This window comes from Desulfofundulus thermobenzoicus, from assembly GCF_009428905.1.
Classification (GTDB): domain Bacteria; phylum Bacillota; class Desulfotomaculia; order Desulfotomaculales; family Desulfovirgulaceae; genus Desulfofundulus_A; species Desulfofundulus_A thermobenzoicus.
The window spans coordinates 1-392 of the sequence record NZ_WHYR01000258.1 but is presented as its reverse complement, the minus strand read 5'-3'; the positions used below and the strand labels follow the sequence as shown (position 1 = coordinate 392).

The following is a 392-nucleotide window of genomic DNA, read 5'->3' as shown; positions in this document are numbered from 1 at the left end:
CGGTAAATACTGTTATGCGGTATTAGCTATCGTTTCCAATAGTTATCCCCCGCTATGAGGCAGGTTACCTACGCGTTACTCACCCGTTCGCAACTCATCCGTCTAGTGCAAGCACCAGACTTCAGCGTTCTACTTGCATGTATTAGGCACGCCGCCAGCGTTCGTCCTGAGCCAGGATCAAACTCTCCGAAAAAATACAAAACCGAAGTTTTGCTTTTCGCCAGTTTGACTGACTACCTATGAAGTTTCATAGGATTTTTTTATAAAAACTCGAATTAACAGGTACGTTTTGTCTTGTTTAGTTTTCAAAGATCATCTCCGCCGTTCTTAGCGGCTTTAATAATATAACATTTCGCTTCATCTTATGTCAACAACTTTTTTCAAGTTTATTT

Annotated in this window: 1 rRNA gene; it reads right to left on the bottom strand. The window is 40.8% G+C overall.

Annotation, left to right across the window (positions count from 1 at the left end):
• Positions 1–193: ribosomal RNA gene (locus GFC01_RS18540) — 16S ribosomal RNA — on the bottom strand; the annotation flags it as partial.
• Between the last annotated feature and the right edge of the window lie 199 nt (positions 194–392).